Annotated in this window: 12 protein-coding genes, 1 pseudogene and 1 riboswitch; of the genes and pseudogenes, 9 read left to right on the top strand and 4 right to left on the bottom strand. The window is 73.5% G+C overall.

All coding sequences use genetic code 11. The annotated features are described in order from the left end of the window. Positions 1-41: 41 nt before the first annotated feature. On the bottom strand, positions 42-698 hold the full coding sequence (locus ACZ5VC_RS00320; RefSeq protein ID WP_469117913.1) for a class II aldolase/adducin family protein: 657 nt from the start codon (positions 696-698) through the stop codon (positions 42-44). Positions 699-966: 268 nt separating this feature from the next. Here ACZ5VC_RS00320 and ACZ5VC_RS00325 point away from each other — a divergent pair, with 268 nt between their 5' ends. The 7 genes from ACZ5VC_RS00325 (at position 967) to ACZ5VC_RS00355 (ending at position 9373) form a co-directional block, all read left to right on the top strand. Further along, the gene (locus ACZ5VC_RS00325) at positions 967-2214 is read left to right on the top strand and encodes an inorganic phosphate transporter (protein WP_469117914.1); all 1248 of its coding nucleotides are present in this window, start codon (positions 967-969) and stop codon (positions 2212-2214) included. Positions 2215-2226: 12 nt separating this feature from the next. Then, on the top strand, positions 2227-2448 hold the full coding sequence (locus ACZ5VC_RS00330; RefSeq protein WP_469117915.1) for a hypothetical protein: 222 nt from the start codon (positions 2227-2229) through the stop codon (positions 2446-2448). A gap of 136 nt (positions 2449-2584) precedes the next feature. Next, positions 2585-2722, top strand: a riboswitch (cobalamin riboswitch). Positions 2723-2757: 35 nt separating this feature from the next. Beyond that, entirely contained in the window at positions 2758-3720 is a 963-nt protein-coding gene (locus ACZ5VC_RS00335) for a cobalamin biosynthesis protein (protein ID WP_469117916.1), read from the top strand. An 11-nt stretch (positions 3721-3731) separates the two neighbouring features. Beyond that, positions 3732-5222, top strand: coding sequence for a cobyric acid synthase (locus ACZ5VC_RS00340; protein WP_469118882.1), 1491 nt, complete (start codon positions 3732-3734; stop codon positions 5220-5222). 121 nt (positions 5223-5343) lie between these two features. Then, complete coding sequence (locus ACZ5VC_RS00345; RefSeq protein ID WP_469117917.1) at positions 5344-7389, top strand: putative cobaltochelatase; 2046 nt, start codon at positions 5344-5346, stop codon at positions 7387-7389. Beyond that, complete coding sequence (gene cobO / locus ACZ5VC_RS00350; protein ID WP_469117918.1) at positions 7389-7997, top strand: cob(I)yrinic acid a,c-diamide adenosyltransferase; 609 nt, start codon at positions 7389-7391, stop codon at positions 7995-7997. The genes ACZ5VC_RS00345 and cobO overlap by 1 nt, the downstream gene beginning before the upstream one ends. Then, complete coding sequence (locus tag ACZ5VC_RS00355; protein WP_469117919.1) at positions 7991-9373, top strand: cobyrinate a,c-diamide synthase; 1383 nt, start codon at positions 7991-7993, stop codon at positions 9371-9373. The genes cobO and ACZ5VC_RS00355 overlap by 7 nt, the downstream gene beginning before the upstream one ends. A 9-nt stretch (positions 9374-9382) precedes the next feature. On the opposite strand, the gene ACZ5VC_RS00360 is transcribed toward ACZ5VC_RS00355, so the two are convergent. Next, positions 9383-10111: a ZIP family metal transporter gene (locus ACZ5VC_RS00360; RefSeq protein ID WP_469117920.1), complete on the bottom strand. Its 729-nt coding sequence runs from the start codon at positions 10109-10111 to the stop codon at positions 9383-9385. Positions 10112-10248: 137 nt separating this feature from the next. Here ACZ5VC_RS00360 and cobC point away from each other — a divergent pair. Further along, positions 10249-11993: pseudogene (gene cobC, locus ACZ5VC_RS00365) on the top strand (Rv2231c family pyridoxal phosphate-dependent protein CobC). Positions 11994-12127: 134 nt separating this feature from the next. Here cobC and ACZ5VC_RS00370 read toward each other — a convergent pair. Then, a complete protein-coding gene (locus ACZ5VC_RS00370; protein WP_469117921.1) occupies positions 12128-13087 on the bottom strand; it encodes an SCO1860 family LAETG-anchored protein in 960 nt (319 codons plus the stop codon). Positions 13088-13462: 375 nt separating this feature from the next. Here ACZ5VC_RS00370 and ACZ5VC_RS00375 point away from each other — a divergent pair, with 375 nt between their 5' ends. Beyond that, positions 13463-16255: a GNAT family N-acetyltransferase gene (locus ACZ5VC_RS00375; protein WP_469117922.1), complete on the top strand. Its 2793-nt coding sequence runs from the start codon at positions 13463-13465 to the stop codon at positions 16253-16255. On the opposite strand, the gene ACZ5VC_RS00380 is transcribed toward ACZ5VC_RS00375, so the two are convergent. Next, entirely contained in the window at positions 16245-17330 is a 1086-nt protein-coding gene (locus tag ACZ5VC_RS00380; protein WP_469117923.1) for an amidohydrolase family protein, read from the bottom strand. The genes ACZ5VC_RS00375 and ACZ5VC_RS00380 overlap by 11 nt on opposite strands. Positions 17331-17334 lie beyond the last annotated feature (4 nt).

Raw genomic sequence — 17334 nt, forward strand, 5'->3', positions numbered from 1 at the left:
CGCCAGCGGGCAGAGGCCGCTGGGCCCGGTCAGCGGCCTGGTCAGCCGGCCGGGTGCGGTTGGCCGTAGGCCTGGAGCTTCTCTCCCGCCTCGTGGAGTTCGGCGTCGGAGAGCAGGGACGGGCTGAGGCCCGGTACGGAGCTCGCGGCGAGCCAGAGGCGGCACATCCACTCCAGCTGCGCGGTGCGGTCGTAGGCCTCGTCGAGGGTGTCCCCGTAGGTGAGGGTTCCGTGGTTCCGCAGCAGGCAGCCGGTACGGCCGTCCAGGGCCCGGAGCGTGTGCGCCGCCAGCTCCCGCGTCCCGTAGAGCGCGTACGGCGCCACGCGGACGGGGCCGCCGAGGGCGCCGCTCATGTAGTGGACCGGCGGGAGCTCGCTCACGAGAGTGGAGACCGCCGTGGCGTGCACGGCATGGGTGTGCACGACGGCTCCGGCGGAGGTGGCGCGGTAGATCTCCAGATGCGTCGGCAGCTCGCTGGTGGGAGCCAGCTCGCCGAGGACGCGGGTGCCGTCGAGATCGACGGCGACGGCGTCCTCGCGGGTCAGCCGGTCGTAGGGGACCCCGCTGGGGGTGACGAGGATCCGCTCTCCCACCCGTACGGAGACATTGCCCGAGGTGCCGACGACCAGGCCGTCCGCCACCGTTCTGCGGGCCGTGTCCACCAGGTCGCGCCACGCCCGCTCGATCTCACGTTCCATACGGCGATCGTGCCAGCCAGGTCGCGAAGACGGCCGCCACGTGATCAGGATCTCTTCTGATGCATCGGGCAGACCGTCCGAAGAGTGAGCGAAGAGGAGGCAATGCCTCGTACGGCCCGTATCCACCGGGCCTACCGCCGGTCACATCGGCAAGCGGAGCGAGAGACCCCCTAATGGGGTCACCACCATGCCCCTCCCAGTTCATCTTCCGTTCACTCAGGTTGCCTACGTTCATCGAGCCACTGACGTCAAACGATTGCCTGGGTAAATGGAACACATCACGCTGCTGCTCGCGATTGTGGTCGTGACAGCTCTCGTGTTCGATTTCACGAACGGTTTCCACGACACCGCCAACGCGATGGCGACGACCATCTCGACCGGTGCCCTCAAGCCCAAGACGGCGGTGGCCATGTCCGCCGTGCTCAACCTCGTCGGCGCGTTCCTGTCCGTGGAGGTCGCCAAGACGATCTCCGGCGGGATCATCAACGAGTCCGGCATCAAGACAGAAGTGATCTTCGCGGCGCTCGTCGGCGCCATCCTCTGGAACCTGCTGACCTGGCTGCTCGGCCTGCCGTCCAGCTCGTCCCACGCGCTCTTCGGCGGCCTCATCGGCGCCGCGGTCATGTCGGCCGGCTGGTCGTCGGTCAACGGCAGCGTCGTGGTCACCAAGGTCCTGCTTCCCGCCGTGGCCGCGCCGATCGTCGCCGGTCTCGCCGCGATGCTCGCCACTCGGCTGACGTACAAGATCGGCAGCCGTACGGACGAGAAGGCCACCGCCAAGGGCTACCGGGCCGGTCAGATCGCCTCGGCCGGTCTCGTCTCCCTGGCGCACGGCACCAACGACGCCCAGAAGACCATGGGTGTCATCACCCTGGCCCTGGTGACCGGCGGCGTCCTCGCCCCCGGCTCCAACCCTCCGATGTGGGTCATCGTCGCCGCCGGTCTGGCGATCGCGATGGGCACGTACCTCGGTGGCTGGCGCATCATCCGCACCATGGGCAAGGGCCTCACCGACCTCCGGCCGCCGCAGGGCTTCGCCGCCCAGACCAGCGCCGCCACGGTCATCCTGGCCTCCTCGCACCTGGGCTTCTCGCTCTCCACCACCCAGTCCTGCTCCGGCGCCGTGATGGGCGCGGGCCTCGGCCGCAAGGGCGGCGTGGTCCGCTGGTCGACCGCGACCCGGATGTTCGTCGCCTGGGGTCTGACCCTGCCGGCCGCCGGTCTGGTCGCCGCCGCCGCCGGGTTCCTGACCGGGCAGGGCTCCTGGGGCGTCGCCGCCACCGCCGTCCTCCTGATCGCCGGTTCCGGTGTGATCTGGACGCTGTCGCGCCGCAAGCCGATCGACCACCACAACGTCACCGACGATGAGATCGCGGAGCCCGCGGGCGTCGTGACGACCGCCATCGCGGCCGTCTCCCCGCCGCCGGCCGGCACCCTCACCGACGACCTCAAGACCACCATCCCGTCGCCGGCTCCCGTCGACCCGGCAGCCCCCAGCGCTCCGGCAACGGTGTAAGGAACGAACCGCATGAAGATCGACTGGGCAGCTCTCGGCACCGTCTTCGGTGTCAGTCTCGTGGCCACCGTCGCCCTGGTGGGCCTCTTCACCCTCGGCATCGTCGGCCTCTCCAAGCAGGAGTCCGCCGCCGCTCAGGGCGGGTCGGCCACCATGGCCCGCACCGGCGCCTATGCCTGCTTCGCGCTGTGCGCGGCGGCCGTGGCGTACGGCATCTATCTGATCGTCGTCTGATCATCCGCACGGCGCACGGCCGGGCGGCTCCCACCTTCGGGTGAGGGCCTCCCGGCCGTCGTGTTTTCCGGGCCCGTTCCAGGGCGCTGTGGGCCTGCGCACAGTGTGCTGCCGCAGGTCAACGGTGAGTTGACGGGCGTTCGGGCAGCGTGGTGGACTGCCGAGGCCATTTACGGCGGCAGTAGAGGAAGTCCGGTGCGAATCCGGCGCGGTCCCGCCACTGTGACCGAGCGCGAGCTCGGGAGCCAGGAACTCTCACCGCCGGTCACGTCGAGCCAGGGCGCGGACCCTGAGTGAGGACATTGCGCCATGCCTGGCCGTAGTACAGCCACAGCTGTCTTCGCGTACGGCGCCACCGCCGGTCTGGTGGCCGATCTGGTTCTCGGCGATCCCCGCCGCGGGCACCCCGTCGCCGCGTTCGGGAGGGCAGCCGGCGCCGTCGAGGGCGTGTTGTGGCGTGACCACCGGGGCTGGGGCGCCGCGCACGCCGCGGTGTGCGCCGGAGGCGCCGTGGCGGCCGCCGCGCTCGCCGCCCGCGCCGTTCGCGGCCGGCGCGCCGCCGCCGTCGCCCTGACCGCCGCGTCCGTCTGGTCCGTCGTGGGCGGTACGTCCCTGGGGCGCGAGGCACGCGCCGTCGGCGGGGCTCTGGCCGCCGGTGACATCGACGTGGCCCGCGAGCGCCTGCCGCATCTGTGCGGCCGCGACCCGCAGGCGCTGGACGGCCCGGGGATCGCCCGCGCGGTCGTGGAGTCCGTCGCCGAGAACACGTCCGACGCCGTGGTGGGGGCGCTGGTGTGGGGCGCGCTCGGGGGCGTGCCGGGCCTGTTGGGCTTCCGCGCCGTGAACACCCTGGACGCGATGGTGGGGCACAAGTCCCCCCGGTATCGCCGGTTCGGGTGGGCGTCGGCCCGCCTCGACGACGTGGCCGGCTGGCCCGGCGCCCGGCTGACCGCCGTCCTGGCGACGCTCGCGGGCGGGAACCCGCGCGGCGCGCGGCGCGCCTGGCGGGCGGACGCCGCCAAGCACCCGAGCCCCAACGCGGGGCCGGTGGAGGCGTCCTTCGCGGGCGCGCTGGGCGTACGGCTCGGCGGCACCCTCTCGTACGCCGGACGGGTCGAGCACCGGCCCGTACTGAACGCAGAGGGCCGCGACGTCGGGGTCGCGGACATCGAACGCGCGGTGCGGCTGTCGCGCCGGGTGAGCGCGCTGGCCCTCGCGGTGTGTGTGGCCGGACGGCTGGCCGCCGGGTCCATCAAGGGGAGGCGTGCGTGAGCGGCGGACTGATGGTGGCGGGGACCACCTCCGACGCGGGCAAGAGTGTCGTCACGGCGGGCATCTGCCGCTGGCTGGTCCGGCAGGGCGTGAAGGTCGCCCCCTTCAAGGGGCAGAACATGTCCCTCAACTCCTTCGTGACCCGCGAGGGCGCCGAGATCGGGCGCGCCCAGGCCATGCAGGCGCAGGCCGCCCGGGTGGAGCCGACCGCGCTGATGAATCCGGTGCTGCTCAAGCCGGGCGGCGACCGCTCCAGCCAGGTCGTCCTCATGGGCAAGCCGGTGGGCGAGTTGAGCGCCCGCGGCTACCACGGGGGAAGGCAGCGGGAGCTCTTCGAGCCCGTGGTGGCGTGCCTGGAGGAGCTGCGGGGCACGTATGACGCCGTGATCTGCGAGGGGGCCGGCAGTCCGGCGGAGATCAATCTGCGGCGTACGGACATCGTGAACATGGGAATCGCGCGGGCCGCCCGCTTTCCCGTCGTCGTGGTCGGGGACATCGACCGGGGCGGGGTCTTCGCGCAGTTCTTCGGGACGACGGCGCTGCTCGCACCCGAGGACCAGGAGCTGATCGCGGGCTATCTGGTCAACAAGTTCCGCGGCGACGTGACCCTGCTGGAGCCGGGCCTGGAGATGCTCCACGGGCTCACCGGGCGGCGGACGTTCGGTGTGCTGCCCTACGCGCACGGACTCGGCATCGACGAGGAGGACGGGCTGCGGGTGTCCCTGCGCGGCGCGGTGCGGGAGTCCGTCGTCGCGCCGCCGGTCGGTGAGGACGTGCTGCGGGTGGCGGTCTGTGCCGTACCCCTGATGTCCAACTTCACGGACGTGGACGCGCTCGCCGCCGAACCGGGTGTGGTGGTGCGGTTCGTGGACCGGGCCGAGGAGCTCGTCGACGCGGACCTGGTGGTCGTCCCCGGCACACGGGGCACCGTGAAGGCGCTGGCGTGGCTGCGCGAGCGCGGGCTCGCGGACGCGCTCGCGCGGCGCGCGGCGGAGGGCCGGCCGGTCCTCGGCATCTGCGGCGGTTTCCAGGCGCTGTCCGAGCACATCGAGGACGACGTCGAGTCCAGGGCCGGGGCGGTCGAGGGGCTCGGGCTGCTGCCGGTACGGGTGCGCTTCGCGCCCGAGAAGACGCTCGCGCGGCCCGTGGGCGAGGCCCTCGGCGAGCGGGTCGAGGGGTACGAGATCCACCACGGCGTCGCCGACGTGCGGGGCGGGGAGCCGTTCCTGGACGGCTGCCGGGTCGGTTCGGTGTGGGGGACGCACTGGCACGGGTCGCTGGAGAGCGACGGGTTCCGGCGGGCGTTCCTGCGGCGGGTCGCGGCCGCGGCGGGCCGCCGCTTCGTCCCGTCGCCCGACACCAGCTTCGGCACACTGCGCGAGGAGCAGCTGGACCGGCTCGGCGATCTGATCGAGGAGCACGCCGACACCGACGCGCTGATGCGGCTCATCGAACAGGGTCCGCCCTCGGGACTGCCGTTCGTCCCGCCGGGTGCCCCGTGAGCCCGGCGGGCGGCGCAGGCACACGACCCGAACGACCGCGTCCCGCACACCGTCGGCCCGAACGACAGCGACCCGAACGACAGCGACCCGAACGACTGCGATTTGAAGGAGCGATCACCCGATGAGCACCCGGTATCCGTTCACCGCCGTCGTCGGCATGGACGACCTGCGGCTGGCGTTGCTGCTCAACGCCGTCAGCCCGGCGGTGGGCGGTGTCCTCGTACGCGGCGAGAAGGGGACCGCCAAGAGCACCGCCGTGCGGGCTCTGGCCGACCTGCTGCCCGAGGTGCCGGTGGTCGCGGGCTGTCGCTTCAGCTGCGATCCGGCGGCTCCCGACGCTCAGTGCCCCGACGGCCCTCACGAGACCGGTCCGGCCGCGTCCCGTCCGGCCCGGATGGTGGAGCTGCCGGTGGGCGCGTCCGAGGACCGGCTCGTCGGTGCGCTGGACATCGAGCGGGCGCTCGCCGAGGGCGTGAAGGCCTTCGAGCCGGGGCTGCTCGCCGCCGCGCACCGGGGAATCCTGTACGTGGACGAGGTCAATCTCCTTCACGACCATCTGATCGACCTCCTGCTGGACGCCGCCGCGATGGGCGCCTCGTACGTCGAGCGTGAAGGCGTCTCCGTCCGGCACGCCTCGCGTTTCCTGCTCGTCGGGACCATGAACCCGGAAGAGGGCGAGCTGCGACCGCAGTTGCTGGACCGCTTCGGGCTCACGGTGGAGGTCGCGGCCTCGCGCGATCCGGAGCTGCGGGTCGAGGTGGTCAGGCGCAGGCTGGCCCACGACGACGATCCGGCGGCCTTCGCGGCGCGCTGGGCCGGCGAGGAGACGGCGCTGCGGAACCGGATCGTGGCCGCCCGGGCGCTGCTGCCCGAGGTGCGGCTGGGCGACGCGGCGCTGCTGCAGATCGCCGCCACCTGCGCGGCGTTCGAGGTGGACGGCATGCGCGCGGACATCGTGATGGCGCGGACGGCGACGGCGCTGGCCGCGTGGGCGGGGCGTACGGAGGTCACGTCCGACGACGTTCGGCAGGCCGCGCTGCTGGCCCTCCCCCACCGGCGCAGGCGCAACCCCTTCGACGCCCCCGGCCTCGACGAGGACAAGCTCGACGAGACGCTGGAGGAGTTCAAGGGCGAGGACGAGGACGACGGGCAGGGCGACGACGACCCGGATCCGGGTCCCGACGGCGGCGGCCCCGGTGGTGGGGGCGGTGTGCCGCCCCAGGGCGACGGCCCCGACGGCGCTCAGACGCCGGAGAGCGCCCAGTCCGAGGAGAGCGCGCCGCCACCGCCCCCCGGTGGGGGCGCCGGCGAGCGCGCGCCCGTGAAGGCCGCCGAGCCGTTCCGCACGAAGATGCTGAGCGTTCCCGGGCTGGGCGAGGGCGCGGCGGGCCGCCGATCCCGGGCCCGTACCGAGCACGGCAGGACCACCGGGTCGCGGCGGCCGCGCGGGGCGCTCACCAAGCTGCATCTGGCGGCGACCGTGCAGGCCGCGGCTCCCCATCAGCGGGCGCGCGGCCGGTCGGGGCCGGGGCTCGTGGTGCGCCGGGACGATCTGCGGCAGGCCACCCGCGAGGGCCGGGAGGGCAATCTGGTCCTCTTCGTCGTCGACGCCTCCGGGTCGATGGCGGCCCGGCAGCGGATGGGCGCCGTCAAGGGCGCGGTGCTGTCGCTGCTGCTCGACGCCTACCAGCGGCGCGACAAGGTCGGCCTGGTCACCTTCCGGGGCAAGGAGGCGGAGGTGGCGCTGCCGCCGACCTCGTCCGTGGACGCCGCCGCCGCGCGTCTCGAGCAGCTGCCGACGGGCGGGCGGACGCCGCTGTCCTCCGGGCTGTTGAGGGCGCACGACGTGCTGCGGGTGGAGCGGCTGCGCGATCCGTCGCGCCGCCCCCTGCTGGTCGTCGTCACGGACGGCCGGGCCACCGGCGGCGGCGCCGACCCGGTGGCGCTCGCCGCCCGGGCCGCCCGGCTGCACGCCTCCGAGGGCACCGCCTCGGTCGTCGTGGACTGTGAGACGGGGCCGGTGCGGCTCGGTCTCGCCGGGCAGCTCGCCCGGGATCTCGGCGGCACCGCCGTCACACTCGACGAGCTGCGCGCCGACAGCATCGCCGGACTGGTCAGGGACGTGCGGGCCGGACAGGCCGCGCAGACAACGAGGAGGGCCGCTTAATGCCGCAGGGACAGCCGACCGTCGTACCCCAGGACGGTCTCACCACCCGCCAGCGCCGCAACCGGGCGCTGGTGATGGTGCACACGGGTGTCGGCAAGGGCAAGTCGACGGCAGCGTTCGGCATGGCGCTGCGCGCCTGGAACCAGGGCTGGCCGGTCGGGGTGTTCCAGTTCGTCAAGTCGGCGAAGTGGAAGGTCGGCGAGGAGAACGCGCTCAAGGCTCTCGGAGCCACCGGCCAGGGCGGGACCGTCGACTGGCACAAGATGGGCGAGGGCTGGTCGTGGATCCAGCGCGCACCCGCCGAGGGCGAGCAGTCGCACGAGGACAAGGCCCGCGAGGGCTGGGAGCAGGTCAAGCGGGACCTCGCGGAGGAGAAGTACAAGTTCTACGTCCTCGACGAGTTCGCCTACCTCCTGCACTGGGGCTGGATCGACACCGCCGAGGTCGTCCAGGTGCTGCGGGACCGGCCCGGGCAGCAGCATGTGGTGATCACCGGCCGCAACGCCCCGCAGGAGCTGGTGGACTTCGCCGATCTGGTCACCGACATGTCGAAGGTCAAGCACCCGATGGACGCGGGTCAGAAGGGCCAGCGGGGCATCGAGTGGTAGCACGTCTCGTCATCGCCGCGCCCGCCTCGGGCGCGGGCAAGACCACCGTCGCGACCGGCCTGATGGCCGCGTTCGCGCGGCGGGGCATGGCCGTCTCGCCGCACAAGGTCGGCCCGGACTACATCGACCCGGGCTACCACGCGCTGGCCACCGGCCGGCCGGGCAGGAACCTCGACGCGTTCATGTGCGGTACGGATCTGATCGCGCCGCTCTTCGCCCATGGCTCGCGCGGCTGCGAACTGGCCGTCGTCGAGGGTGTGATGGGGCTGTACGACGGCGCCGCCGACCAGGGCGAGCTGGCGTCCACGGCGCAGGTCGCCAAGCTGCTCGGGGCGCCGGTCGTGCTGGTCGTCGACGCCTCGTCGCAGTCCCGCTCGGTGGCGGCGCTGGTGCACGGCTTCGCGTCCTGGGACCCCGAGGTGCGGATCGGCGGGGTGATCCTCAACAAGGTCGCCACCGACCGGCACGAGCATCTGCTGCGGGAGGCGCTGGGCGAGTCGGGCGTCCCGGTCATGGGGGTGCTGCGGCGCGCCCCGGCCGTGGCGACGCCTTCGCGGCACCTGGGCCTGGTCCCGGTCGCCGAGCGGCAGGCGGCCGCGGTGGAGGCCGTGGCGGCGCAGGCCGAGCAGGTACGGGCCGGGTGCGACCTGGACGCCCTGCTGGCGCTGGCGCGTTCGGCGCCGGATCTGTCGGGCGAGGCGTGGGAGCCCGGGGCGGCGGCGGGGGCTCCCGAGGCCGGCGCGGGGTTCGTGCCCGGTGAACCGGCCGGGTCCGGGCGTCCCGTGATCGCCGTCGCGGGCGGCGCCGCGTTCACGTTCTCGTACGCCGAGCACGCCGAGCTGCTCACCGCGGCCGGCGCCGAGGTCGTTCCCTTCGACCCGTTGCACGACGAGCGGCTGCCCGAGGGGACCGCCGGACTGGTCATCGGGGGCGGTTTTCCCGAGATGTACGGCTCCGAGCTGTCGGCCAACTCCCGTCTGCGCGAGGCCGTCACCGCGCTGGCGCACAGCGGCGCGCCCGTGGCCGCCGAGTGCGCGGGACTGCTGTATCTCGCCCGGACGCTGGACGGGAAGCCGATGTGCGGGGTGCTGGACGCCGACGCGCGGATGTCGGAGCGCCTGACGCTCGGCTACCGGGACGCCGTCGCGGTGAGTGACAGCCCGCTGGCCGCCGCCGGCACCCGGATGCGCGGGCACGAATTCCACCGCACGGTCATCGAGCCCGGTGCGGGGCCGGCGCCGGCCTGGGGGCTGCGGCAGCCCGAGCCGCGCGTGGAGGGGTTCGTCCAGGGGAGCGTGCACGCGAGTTATCTGCACACCCACTGGGCGGCTGTTCCGGGCACCGCCCGCAGATTCGTCGAGCACTGCCGGGTGTGAGCAGCGATGTCAGCCCTCCGACAGGCCCACCACGAGCCAGATGAACGCCACTCCGGCGACCGTGCACGCCAGTGTCGAGCGCGCCGGGTGGTCGTGGTGGGCCTCGGGCAGGATCTCCGCGGCCGCGAGGTAGAGCAGCGCGCCGCCGAAGAAGCCCAGATAACCGCCGAGGAGCTGTTCCGGGAGGGTGAAGAACAGCGTGGAGGCGGCGCCGGCCACCGGCGCGAGGGCGTCGGCGACGAGCATCGCGACGGCCTTGCTGCGGGCGTTCCCGTAGAGGCTGGTGATCGTGTAGGTGTTGAACCCGTCGGCGAAGTCATGGGTGATGACGGCGAGCGCGACGGTCGCGCCCATGCCGCCGCCGACCTGGAAGGCCGCGCCGAGCGCGACGCCGTCCATCAGGCTGTGCCCGACCATCGCGGCGGCGGCGGTCAGGCCGACCTGCGGGACGCGTTCGTCCCTGGCGACCCCGTGCGCGGCCTGGCGGACGGCCAGCAGCCGCTCGACCAGGTGCGCGAGCAGGAAGCCGCCGACGAAGAGGAGCAGCGCCTCGGGCACGCCGAAGACATCGCCGCCCGCCGCCTCCATCGCCTCGGGGAGCAGGTCGAGGCCGACCACGCCGAGCATCAGGCCCCCGGCCAGTCCCAGGACCAGGTGACGCCGGTCGGTGACCCGGCCGGCCGTCCAGCCGCCGAACAGCGTCATCAGGAACGCGCCGAGCGCGACGAATACGGCCATGGGCCTTTGCTATCCGATGGAGGGGGCCGCGCGCACATCCGGCCGTGCCGTGTGTCCCTGCCGGGGGCGGTCCTGTGAACGGGCCGGGAGCGCTGGTGGTCGGCGTGGGGGCCGGTCGCGGTGTGTCCGTGGACGAGATGACGGGACTGATCGAGGGGGTGCTCCGGGACGCGGGCCTGGCGTTGACGGCGGTCGTCGCGGTGGCGACGGTCGACGCGAAGGCGGCGGAGCCGGGGGTGGCCGGGGCGGCGGCGCGGCTCGGGGTGCCGTTGCGCGCGTATCCGGCCGCGCGGCTGGCCGGGGTGGCGGTGCCCCATCCGTCCGGGGCGGCGCTCGCCGCGGTGGGGACCGCTTCGGTGGCGGAGGCCGCGGCGCTGGCCGAGGGCGGTGAACTGGTGGTTCCCAAGCGGAAGTCGACACCCCTGGGGCGGGCGGGGAGGGCGACCTGCGCGGTGGCCCGTCTCGACTGCCCGGTCGACTCCCTTCCCCCAGGCCCCCCGGGGCGTCCATGATGTACGGGTTTAACCTCGCTGAACCTGGCTCATCCTCGCGATTGTTGTCCGAGGGACACGGGTACACCGCTGAGAAAACGGCGTTCGCCGCGCCCCTTCCCACGGTGGTGTCCGGCGGGCGCCCCGCCCGACGCCGAGTGCGGTCCGCCGATGTCGTCGGATCCGCCGCGGAGTTACTTCCCCGGGAGTCGCTCCACCGGCAGGCCGTCCCCGACGGACTGCCGTCCACCCCACCCCCCACCCACACCACGGCGGCCATGTATACGCACCCTGACGTTCACGACGTCCATGACGGTCATGCCGGCATTCCTCCTGCCGACGGCGTCCACGATCTGCGCCACCACGGTGACGCGGAGGTACGGGACGAGAAGCTGATCGATCTCGCGGTCAATGTCCGTACGCACACTCCCCCGGAGTGGCTGCGGCAGCGGATCGCGGACTCGCTCACGGGGCTCGCGGCGTACCCGGACGGCCGGGCCGCGCGCTCCGCCGTCGCGGCGCGCCACGATCTGGCGCCGGAGCGGGTGCTGCTGACGGCGGGCGCGGCCGAGGCGTTCGTACTGATCGCCCGGGCGCTTCCGGCGCGGCGGCCGGTCGTCGTGCATCCGCAGTTCACCGAGCCGGAGGCGGCGCTGCGGGACGCCGGGCACCAGGTGACGCGGGTGCTGCTGAGCGAGAAGGACGGCTTCCGGCTGGATCCGGCCGCCGTGCCCGAGGACGCCGATCTGGTGGTGATCGGCAATCCGACCAACCCGACGTCGGTCCTGCACCCGGCGGGGACGATCGCCGCGCTGGCCCGGCCGGGGCGGACGCTCGTGGTCGACGAGGCGTTCATGGACGCGGTGCCGGGCGAGCGGGAGGCGCTGGCCGGACGGACCGATGTGCCGGGGCTCGTGGTGCTGCGCAGCCTCACCAAGACCTGGGGGCTCGCCGGGCTGCGGATCGGCTATGTGCTGGCCGGTCCGGAGACGATCGCGGCGCTGGAGCGGGCGCAGCCGCTGTGGCCGGTGTCGACACCGGCGCTGGCGGCGGCCGAGGCGTGCATGACGCGGGCGGCGCTGGCGGAGGCGGAGCATGCGGCGCACCGGATCACGGTGGAGCGGACGCATCTGCTGGCGGGGCTCGCCGAGTTCGACGAGGTCCAGGCCGTCGAGGCGGCCGAGGGGCCGTTCGTCCTGGTGCGGATGGAGCGGGCGGACGCCGTACGGGAGAGGCTGCGGGGGCTCGGCTTCGCGGCCCGTCGCGGTGACACGTTTCCCGGCCTGGGTACGGAATGGCTGCGGCTCGCGGTGCGCGACCGGGCGACGACGAACCGCTTTCTGCAGGCGCTGGACCAGGCTCTGGTGATGGTGGGCTCCGCCAAGCGGTAGACACGCGCCTCAACACCGCGACGCACCTCAACACCGGACGCACCTCAGCACGGGCGCGTATCTCACCGCAGGGGCGTTCCTGAGCGCGGCGACCGTGCCGGCGGGCGCCGCGCTCAGGTGCGTACGGCCGTCGCTCAGCCGCGGGCGCGTGCGCGGCCGCGGGTCAGCACGAGGGCGCCGATGCCCGCGCCGACGAGCAGCAGGGCGCCGCCGGCCACGTACGGCGTGGTGGAGCTGCCCCCGGTCTCGGCGAGGTTCTGCCGGGTGGGTTCGCTGCCGCCGTGGGCCGTGACGCCGGCGGTGGTGGGCTCGCCCTTGTCGATGGGCTTGTTGTCCGAGGGCTTGTCGGTCGGCTCCTGGGTGGGCTTTCCGTCCGGTTTCGGCGACTCGCAGGTCGCCTCCGCGAGCGTGACCACGCCGTTGACCTCGGCCACGTTCAGCTTGAGCGGGTTGACCGACACCTTCAGTTCGAGCGCGGTCGCCGCGGCCGTGCGTGACGTGGTGCGCGTCTTGGACAGGTCCAGGGTCACCCGTCCCACGGCCGGGACGTCGACCTGGGTGGTGCCGCCGGTCGAGAGGGTCACCTTCTTGCCGAGGACGGTGACATGGCCGAGCAGGTTGGACTCGGCGACCGGCCGCCTGCCCGCCTCGCAGACCGCCTTCGAGGTCACCTTCTCGATCTCGACGAGGGAGAGCAGGGGCAGGCCGGGCAGGTGCACACGGGCCTTGGCGAGGTTGGTGTAGCCCTCGGCCTTCTTCTTGTCGACGGTGGCCCTCGCGGTGGCCACGTCGGCGCGCAGCACGCTGAACGGCTTGCCCTTGTCGACGCCGTCCAGTTCGACGGTCAGCGCCGTCTTGTCGGCGCTCGCCGGCGCCTTGACCTCGTTGAGCGTGGCGTCGAGCGGCACGTTCACGGTCTTGTTGAGCAGGGAGACGTCGAGACCGGTCCGCAGGACGACCGCGCTCGCGCGTCCCTCCCCGCCGGTGGCCTGCGCCGGGGGAGCGGCGAGAACCACGGGCCCGACGGCGAGTGCCGCCACGGCCGCCGCGGCGGCGGAGCGGCGTGCGGGCAGGCGGAAGGTATTGCTGTTCAAGATGGTGGAACCCCCACAGGAGACATGGCGTCGCCCCGTCGGCCCACGGGGACACGTGGGCACGGCGACTTGAGACACCGGAATCTTTACGCACGGAGAGTGAACTCGCGTACACCTGCGGTGAGTTCACCCCAAAGGGGTGTTTCCGCGCTCGCATTCGAATATTCCGGCACGGGCGTTCCATCCGACCTCACGCGTCACCCCCGGCGGGGCGCGGCGGGGCGGCGACCAGGAAGAACGCGTGAAGTGCTTAAACGAGTGCGGCGAGAAGCAGTCACGGCGGGTCAACCCGACGACGGCCCCGGGGCGGCGGACAAGGGGACCGTTCACGCATGTAATAGTTAGGCCAGCCTTACCTAAAGAGATCGGAACACTGTGAGCATCGAGGCCTACCGGGACGCCTGGGGGATCCCGCATCTGCGGGCCGGGGACCCGAGCGAACTGGCTTTCGCGCAGGGCCGCCACACGGCCCTGGACCGGGCATGGCAGCTGGAGGTCGAGCGTCACCGCGCCCTGGGCACTACTGCCGCCTTCCTCGGCGCGGACTCCGTCGGCTGGGACACGTTCGCCCGGCAGGCGCGGCTGGCCGACACGGCGCGGCGCTGCTTCGAGCGCCTCGACCCGGAGACCGCCGCGTGGGTCACGGCGTATGTGGCCGGGGTCGACGACGGGCTCGCCGAAGGCGCGGACCGCGCGGGCGAATTCACCGACACCGGACTCACCCCCGGCCACTGGGAGCCCTGGACGCCGCTGGCGGTCTGGCTGTCCACGCACATCCTCTTCGCCGGCTTCCCCACCAAGCTGTGGCGCGAGGAGGTCGCGACCCGCCTCGGCGAGGAGTGGACCGAGCTCTTCGCCACGGACGGTCCCGGCAACTCCGGCAGCAACGGCTGGCTCGTCGCCGGCGAGCGGACCACCACGGGCGCGGCGCTGATCGCGGGCGACCCGCACCGCTTCATCGAGGCGCCGGGGATCTACCAGCAGATCCATCTGGCGTGCCCCGAGTACGACGTGGTGGGGTTCGCCGTCCCGGGTGTTCCCGGTCTCGCGCACTTCGGGCACACCGGACACGTCGCCTGGGCGATCACCAACGCCATGGCCGACTACCAGGATCTCTACCGCGAGCGGCTGCGGCGCTCGGAGGGGCGGGTCGAGGCGCTCGGCCCGGACGGCTGGGAGCCGGTTCGCGCACACACCGAGACGATCGAGGTCGCCAACTCCGAGCCGGTCACCGTCGAGGTGCTGGAGACGGACCGCGGCCCGGTCGTCCTCCACGCGCCGGAGGGCGACACCGCGATCAGCCTGCGCTACCCGCCGCGCGTGACCGGCGAGTTGGGCTTCAGCGCCCTGCCGGCCCTGCTGGCCGCGCGCACGGTCGCCGACGTGGACCGGGCCTTCGACCACTGGGTGGAGCCGGTCAACGTCGTCCAGGCCGCGGACACCGCGGGCGGCCTGCTGCACCGGGTGGCGGGCCTGGTCCCGCGGCGCCACGACGACAACCGGCTGCGGATCGTCCCCGCGTGGGACGGCGCGCACACCTGGCACGGCCGGCACGAGCCGCTGCCGCGCGCGGAGGTCGACGGCGTGGCGGTGATGGCCAATCAGCGGGGACTGGCCGGGCCGCTGGGCATCGAGTTCGCCCCGCCGTACCGCGCCGACCGGATCGCCGAGCTGCTCTCGACGCAGCCGTCCTGGTCGGCCCGCGCCCTGACCACCATCCACACCGACACCCACCTCGCCTCCTCCGGCCCGCTCCTGAAGGTGCTCGCGTCCCTGGGACCGCTGCCGGAGCCGGCCTCCGCCCCCTCCCCCGGTCCGGCTCTCACCCCCGCCGCCCAGCGCCTGCGGGCGCGACTCCTCGGCTGGGACCGGCGGATGGACGCCGGGAGCGCCGAAGCGGGGGCGTACGCGGCCGTGCGACACGGTGTCGTACGGCGGCTGGCCGCCCATCCCGCGCTCGCCGGGCTCGCTCAGCCGCTGCCGTATCCGGCGCTGTTCCAGCCGTGGCTCGCGCTCGGGCCGCGCGTCGGCTTCGCGCTGGGGACCCTGCTGACGGCCGGCCCCGTGCCCGCCGAGGACGTCGTCACGCTGGTGCGCGAGGCCGTGGAGGAGGTGGCGGCCGGGGAGGTGCCGCCGGTCTGGGGGGCGTCGCACCGGCTGGCGCCGTGGGCGGCGCTGGACGAGGGGGACGACGACCAGTGGCCCGGCCTCGACGGCGACCACGACTGTGTCCTGTCCACGTCGAGCGTGCCCGGGCTCACCGACCGCAGCTCCCGCGGCCCTGCGGCCCGCTATGTCTGGGACCTGGCCGACCGGGACAACAGCCTCTGGGTCGTGCCGTTCGGCGCGTCCGGCGTCGCGGGTGATCCGCACCGGCGCGACCAGCTGCCGCTCTGGCTGCGCGGAGACCTCGTCCCTGTGATCACCGACTGGCACCGCCTGAGCCGCCCGCACCACCCGGCCGGGATCGCTGGGACCCCCGGGGCCTCGACAACACCGAGGCTCCCAACACCGCCGAGACCGGCGAGACCACCGAGGAGCGTCATGACCACTGACCCGGTGACCCAGCCCGTGACCGAGCCGTCGGCCGATCCAATGCCGGAGCCGCCGGCCAAGGCGGTCCACGAGCAGATCGTCGACGGCTTCGGGACCGTCCGCGTCGCCCCCGTCGACCCCGCGCGGGACGCCGCTCTGATCCACTCCTGGGTCCGCCAGGACCGCGCCAGGTTCTGGGGCATGGCCGAGGCCACCGAGGAGCAGGTGCGGGAGATCTACGCGCACCTGGACTCGCTCACCACCCACCACGGCTTCCTGGTCCGCCTCGACGGCGAACCGGTCGCCCTCTTCCAGACGTACGAGCCCTCGGCCGACCGGGTCAGCGAGTGCTACGACGTCGAGCCCGGCGATCTCGGTGTGCACCTGCTGGTCGCGCCCGCCACGACTCCACGGCCCGGCTTCTCCGCCCAACTCCTGGGCGCGCTCATGGACTTCGCACTGCGCGACCGCGTCCGGCTCGTCGCGGAGCCGGACGCGGCCAACGAGAAGGCCATCGCCCGGCTGGTACGGCTCGGGTTCACGCTCGGGCCGCTCATCGTGCTGCCCGAGATCGACCTGCCGGAGGTGTACCTCCCGGAGAAGAAGGCGCGGCTGGCGTTCCTCAGCCGATGACCCGGCCGTTCAGGACGACCCTGCGCGGGGCCGCCAGCGCCCTGACGTCCGCGCGCGGGTCCTCGTCGTAGACGACCAGGTCGGCGGGGGCGCCCTCCTCCAGGACGGGGCGCCCCAGCCACTGCCGGGCCCCCCAGGTGGTCGCGGACAGCGCCTCGACGGGCGGGATGCCCGCCGTGACGAGTTCGGCGACCTCCGCCGCGACGAGTCCGTGGGCCAGGGAGCCGCCCGCGTCGGTGCCGACGAAGACGGGGACCCCGGCGTCGTACGCGGCGCGCACGGTGTCGTACCGGCGCTCGTGCAGCCGCCGCATGTGCGCCGACCAGCGCGGGAACTTGGCCTCGCCGCCGTCCGCGAGATGCGGGAAGGTCGCGATGTTGACGAGGGTCGGCACGATCGCCACGCCCCTCTGCGCGAAGAGCGGGATGGTGTCCTCGGTGAGTCCCGTCGCGTGCTCGATGCAGTCGATGCCCGCCTCGACGAGATCGCGCAGGGAGTCCTCCGCGAAGCAGTGCGCGGTGACCCGCGCGCCCAGCCGGTGCGCCTCCGCGATGGCCGCCTCGACCTCGGGCCGCGGCCAGCAGGCCCCCAGGTCCCCAGCCTCGCGGTCGAGCCAGTCGCCGACCAGCTTGACCCACCCGTCGCCGCGCCGGGCCTCCCGGGAGACGTACGCGACCAGGTCCTCCGGCTCGATCTCATGGGCGTAGTTGCGGATGTAGCGGCGGGTGCGGGCGATGTGCCGGCCCGCGCGGATGATCTTCGGCAGGTCGTCGCGGTCGTCGATCCACCGGGTGTCCGCCGGGGAGCCCGCGTCCCGGACGAGCAGGGTCCCCGCGTCCCGGTCGGTGAGCGCCTGCTTCTCGCTGGTGGCCTCGTCGACGGCGCCGTGCTTGTCGAGCCCCACGTGGCAGTGCGCGTCGACCAGACCGGGCAGGACCCAGCCGGACACGGTCACCGCCTCGGCGGCCGGCCGGTCGTAGGTGATCCGCCCGTCGACGACCCACAGCTCGTCCCGTACGTCCTCCGGGCCGACGAGCACCCGCCCCTTCACCCGCAGCACCATGTGATCGCTCATGCCC

Source organism: Streptomyces sp. NPDC033174 (genome assembly GCF_055577795.1).